This window comes from Desulfomarina sp., from assembly GCF_054039375.1.
Genome location: NZ_JBPLBA010000089.1, coordinates 1 through 5,524, shown reverse-complemented (window position 1 = coordinate 5,524; position 5,524 = coordinate 1). Strand labels below are relative to the sequence as shown.

4 protein-coding genes are annotated in these 5,524 nt (G+C 46.2%); 2 read left to right on the top strand and 2 right to left on the bottom strand.

The annotated features are described in order from the left end of the window. Nucleotides 1–332: 332 nt before the first annotated feature. Together ACXLDX_RS04765 and secA are read left to right on the top strand one after the other, a co-directional pair. Complete coding sequence (locus ACXLDX_RS04765) at nucleotides 333–575, top strand: hypothetical protein (RefSeq protein ID WP_457576052.1); 243 nt, start codon at nucleotides 333–335, stop codon at nucleotides 573–575. Between the two features lie 67 nt (nucleotides 576–642). Further along, entirely contained in the window at nucleotides 643–3,195 is a 2,553-nt protein-coding gene (gene secA, locus ACXLDX_RS04760) for a preprotein translocase subunit SecA (protein WP_457576051.1), read from the top strand. A 144-nt stretch (nucleotides 3,196–3,339) separates the two neighbouring features. Here secA and ppk2 read toward each other — a convergent pair whose 3' ends face one another. Together ppk2 and ACXLDX_RS04750 are read right to left on the bottom strand one after the other, a co-directional pair. Beyond that, nucleotides 3,340–4,254 (bottom strand): polyphosphate kinase 2, encoded by a 915-nt coding sequence (gene ppk2 / locus ACXLDX_RS04755; protein ID WP_457576050.1) that lies wholly within the window; start codon nucleotides 4,252–4,254, stop codon nucleotides 3,340–3,342. 412 nt (nucleotides 4,255–4,666) lie between these two features. Continuing rightward, on the bottom strand, nucleotides 4,667–5,524 hold an 858-nt coding region (locus ACXLDX_RS04750; protein WP_457576049.1), incomplete at its 5' end, for a polyphosphate kinase 2 family protein.

The window sequence follows — 5,524 nt, the reverse complement described above, 5'->3', positions numbered from 1 at the left end:
AGGCACCCCAGCTTTTCACGGTCTCTTCTGTCCACATAGGTGGGCTATAGCGAACAGAAGAGCCTGCAAAAATCTGTGGCACCTGTGAACAATTACAGTTCAGAGTAATAAAATCATAGAGTTGTTACCCCTGTAAGGAGTTACAAGGTAATTACTCACAGGCACCCCAGCTTTTCACGGTCTCTTTTGTCCGCATAGGTGGGCTATAGCGAACAGAAGAGCCTGCAAAAATCTGCGGCACCTGTGAGCAATTACAGTTCAGAAGTAATAAAATCATATAATTGCTACCCCTGTGAGTAGTTACGTTACAAGGAGTGCAGTCACGTTTTCCCATGGCAACCAGAAAAAAGAAGGCAAAGAAGTTGAAATTCGAGTTGACACGCGGTGGTCTTGCCGGTCTCGGAGTTATTCTTTTCTGTCTCTTCCTCTGGATGTTTCTTCTTGGTGTCTGGGCCGGGCAGTCACTGCTTCTTCCGTCCTATGGCAAAAAAGTGGCAGTTGTGGATAAAAATGCCGATGAGCTCAGTGAGCCTCTGGTCATACATGCGAAAAAGAAACCGATAAAAAAGAGATAATCCTGAAACCGTCAGGAATTCAGGGTGGTGCCTCATTTCAGATAACTTTAAGGATTGGCCGAATACAATGATTGGAAAATTACTTACAAAAGTTTTTGGCAGCAGTAATGACAGGATACTGAAACAGATACGTCCTGTGGTAAATCGGATAAACGAGCTTGAAAAGGATATCCAGCCCCTGGCTGATGATGAACTTGCGGCCAAAACGGTGGATTTCAAGGAGAGGCTGAATAAAGGAGAACCACTGGATGATCTGTTGCCGGAATCTTTTGCGGTGATGCGGGAAGCCGCCCGGCGGGTTCTTGGTGAGAGGCATTACGATGTGCAGCTTGTGGGTGGTGTTATCCTCCACCAGGGAAAGATTGCTGAAATGAAAACAGGTGAAGGAAAGACCCTCACCTCCACCCTGCCGGTCTATCTTAATGGCCTGACTGGAAAAGGTGTTCACGTGGTGACGGTCAATGATTACCTGGCCGCCCGCGATGCCGAATGGATGGGCCAGGTCTATTCGTTTCTCAAGATGTCTTGCGGTAAAATTGTTCATGGGCTCAGTGATGAAGAGAGGCGGACGGCTTACGGGGCTGATATTACCTACGGGACAAATAATGAATTCGGATTTGATTATCTCAGGGACAATATGAAATTTGAACTTGCCGATTTCTGCCAGCGTGGTTTTCATTATGCCATTGTTGATGAGGTCGACTCAATTCTTATCGATGAGGCGAGAACGCCGCTCATCATTTCCGGGCCTGCTGATATCTCCACTGATCTGTACAGGAGTGTTGATCGGATTATTCCCCGCTTTAAAAAGGACGAACACTACGTTGTCGATGAGAAGTCAAGACAGGTTTCTCTCACTGAAGACGGGATCGGTCTTGGCGAAAAACTGCTGGGCGTTGACAACCTCTATGATCCCGCAAACATAGAAAAGCTCCATCATCTGAACCAGGCCCTCAAGGCTCATGTCCTTTTCCAGAAAGATGTGGATTACATTGTCAAGGATGGGCAGGTGGTGATAGTAGATGAGTTTACCGGTCGGACCATGGAGGGGCGACGCTACAGTGACGGGCTCCATCAGGCTCTCGAGGCAAAGGAAGGGGTGAGTATTGAAAAAGAGAACCAGACCCTTGCCTCCATTACCTTTCAGAACTATTTCCGTATGTATGAAAAACTGGCTGGTATGACGGGTACGGCGGACACGGAGGCGCCTGAATTCAAAAAAATCTATGATCTCGATGTGGTAGTCATGCCGACAAACCAGCCTATGATCCGGGATGATTATGCCGATGTCATCTATAAAAACGAGGCGGCCAAATACAGGGCGGTAATCAGGGAAATCAAAAGTATGCATGAACAGGGGCGTCCTGTTCTGGTGGGCACCATTTCCATTGATGTTTCAGAAAAAATCTCCCGGATGCTTAAAAAGGAAAAAATCGCCCATGAAGTGTTGAATGCCAAACACCATGAGCGTGAGGCGGAAATTATTGCCGGAGCCGGACAACTGGGGAAAGTCACCATTGCCACCAACATGGCGGGTCGGGGAACGGACATCAAACTGGGTGAAGGGGTGGTTGAAGTGGGGGGACTTCATATTCTTGGTACATCCCGCCATGAATCCAGGCGGATTGACAACCAGTTGAGAGGCCGCTCCGGGCGTCAGGGAGATCCCGGTTCTTCCCGTTTTTTTCTTTCTCTGGAGGATGATCTTCTCCGCATTTTCGGATCCGGAAAAATCAGCGGCATCATGGAGAAACTCGGAATGGAGGAAGATGAACCCATCGAACATAACATGATTTCCAGGGCTATTGAAAATGCCCAGAGAAAGGTGGAAGGTCATAACTTTGATATTCGAAAACATCTCCTGGAATATGATGATGTCATGAATATTCAGCGAGAGGTTATCTATCAGCAGCGGCGACAGATTCTTGAAGGAGATGATGTGTCCGAAGTTGTCCAGGATATGATCGAAGATCTGGTGGACGAAGTGGTTGGACAGTTTTACCAGGATCGAATCGATTCGGAAGAGTGGGACTGGGAAGGTTTTAAAACGACAATGGAGGAAACATTCCATAATGCTCCGGAGTGGTCTGAAGATGAAATAAGGGGACTGAAATTTGATTCCTTCAAGGAAAAGACGCTCTCCTTTGTAAAAGAAGCTTACAAGGCCCAGGATGAACAAAACGGTTTTGAAACCCAGCGACAGCTTGAGAAAATAGTTCTGCTGCAGATTGTTGATACCCAGTGGAAAGATCATCTTCTTTCCATGGATCATCTGAAAGAGGGTATCGGCCTGCGGGGTTATGGTCAGAAAAACCCCCTGAATGAATATAAGCGTGAGGGTTATGAACTGTTTCAGAATGTGATTGAGGCTATTAAACGTCAGACGATATCCAGTCTTATGCGAGTCCGGGTCGTTCATGAGGAGGAGGTTGAGCGGCTGGAAGAGGAACGCAGGAGACGGCACGAGGAAGAGCAGCTGCGCATGAGTAAAAGTTCAGGGTCTGCGGCTGATGGGGCGCAGCAGCCTCTCAGAAGAGAAGGGGAAAAGATAGGACGTAATGCGCCCTGTCCCTGCGGTTCAGGAAAAAAATATAAGAGATGCTGTGGTAGAGCCCGGTAATTTCGTTCCTTCTAAATAACAAAAGTTATTTTTAAATTTGACCGGGCAACGCCCAGGTGGAACGCTGATTACGTACAAAACTCAGCCTGATACTTGTGAAACCGGCTGAATTTCATGGGTAATCAGAATTTCGTTTGTGGAAAATCAGCCGTGAAGCTTCTCCGGATGCATCAGGTTGTCTTCCATGTGCTTGAGTTCATCAATTCCTGAAACAACAATTCCCGGGTCGGGGGCGAGCTCTTTCCTGGGCAGTTTTCCTTCATAATCCATCTGACTGAGAATGAACTTCATACAGTTCAGTCTTGCCTGTTTTTTGACATCGGACCGGATAATTGTCCAGGGGGCAATTGTCCGATTGGTTTCTGAGAGCATCTGGAATTTCCTGATGGAATAGTTATGCCAGTATTTCTGGGCCAGATTGTCAACAGGTGAGAGTTTATACTGTTTCAGGGGGTCCTTCTTCCGTGAATCAAACCGTTCCTTTTGTACTTTTTTGGATACTGAGAAGTAAAACTTGAACAGCTTGATGCCGTCTTTGACCAGCATTTCCTCAAGGAGTGGAACATCCTTTAAAAATCGTTTGTTCTGCTCATCCGTACAAAAACCCATTACCGGTTCCACCATGGCCCTGTTATACCAGCTTCGATCAAAGATGACGATTTCCCCGGCGGCTGGCAGGTGGGGGATGTAGCGCTGGAAGTACCACTGGGAAACCTCAGTCTCATTGGGTTTTGTCAGGGCAATGACTTTGGTGTTCCTGGGATTGAGGTGGGCAATAATCCGTTTGATGGTGCCTCCTTTTCCTGCGGCATCCCGACCTTCAAAAATTGCCAGGATACGTTTGCCTGTCGCCTTCATGGAACTTTGCAGTTTCATAAGTTCTATCTGCAGCTTTTTCAACTCGATCTCGTAAGCAAGATGACTGTTTTTTATCCAGATGGCGGTCCTGTTATCCCCCCTTTTGGTGTGCAGATTTTTAAACGCAGTCTCTTCAAGCAGTTTGATTTTTACAGGGGTCTGTTCTTTTTTATTGTGTTTTTTATTGTTTTTTTTACCCATGTGAATTTCCCTGTTGTTAAGTAAGTGGTCAGAGGCAATAGGATCATTGCGTTGAAAATCCTGTCACTGGTTACGTTTTTCTGTGGGGATTTGTATTGTAATTATCTGGTAATTGCTCACCGGCACCCCAGCTTTTTTCGGTCTCTTTTGTCAGCATAGGTAGGCTATGGCGAACAAAAGAGTCTGCAGAAATCTGCGGCACTTTTGAGAAATTACAGTTCAGAGGTAATAAAATCAATTTCCCGTGCGCCTTGATCTCGAACAAAAAATTTCATTTCTGGACAGACACAGGTTAACGACATTGAGTTGTTACCTTAAAATAATACCTAAAGCCTGCACTTCAGAAAATGAAAAAATGTAAATATGACTTGATTTCAATATATTATGATATATTTAGCAAATTTGGACATTCTTATTTTAGGGCTGTACCGTACTTTTTCTTTTCCCTGGTCATGAGCTTGTATTCAACATCACCTGGGATAACAATTTCAGGGTCGACTTTGAAATTGAGCGTTCTTGACCTGCCCCGGTATTTGACGGCACTGAGGATCAGTTTCATGGTTTCCCGCCTTGCCAGATGCTTGTTGTCGGAGCGAATAACATACCAGGGTGATTTTTTCTTATGGGTTTTGCGCAGCAGTATCCTTTTTTTCTCGGTGAATTCATCCCAGAGTTCCTGGGCCTGCAGGTCAACTTCACTGAGTTTCCACTGTCTGAGCGGGTCATTGCGGCGTCTTTCAAAACGGCGGGCCTGTTCTTCCTTGGATACTGAAAAGTAGAGTTTGAGGAGAATTGTCTTGCCACCGTCAAGGATGAAGTTTTCTTCATAGGTGGTGACTTTCTTTAAAAATCTCTTGTACTGGGCCTGGGTGCAGAATCCCATGACAGGTTCCACCATTGCCCTGTTATACCAGCTCCGGTCAAAGAGGACAATTTCTCCGGCGTGGGGGAACTGCTCGATATATCGCTTGATATGAAGTTCCGTTTTCTGGTATTCGTTCGGTTTTCCCAGGGCGATTACCCTGTAGCGTTTTTCGTTCATATAGCGTGTGACGCGCCTGATGGTTCCACCTTTACCGGAGGCATCCCGACCGTCAAAAAGAACAATCATTTTTTTCCCTGTCCGCTCCAGGTGTTCCTGCATTTTTATCAGTTCCGCCTGATAGGGCTTGAGCTCTTCAGAGCAGTAATATTTGAGCAGGGCGGCTTCAACAATTTTTTCTTTGTGCTTTTCCCCAAGCAGTTTGGTGATTATCCGGCTTTTGGTGGT

Bases quoted from the DNA above. Each gene is read 5' to 3' on its own strand.
- ACXLDX_RS04765 (WP_457576052.1), top strand. From the start codon at position 333: ATGGCAACCAGAAAAAAGAAGGCAAAGAAGTTGAAATTCGAGTTGACA.
- secA (WP_457576051.1), top strand. From the start codon at position 643: ATGATTGGAAAATTACTTACAAAAGTTTTTGGCAGCAGTAATGACAGG.
- ppk2 (WP_457576050.1), bottom strand. From the start codon at position 4,254: ATGGGTAAAAAAAACAATAAAAAACACAATAAAAAAGAACAGACCCCT.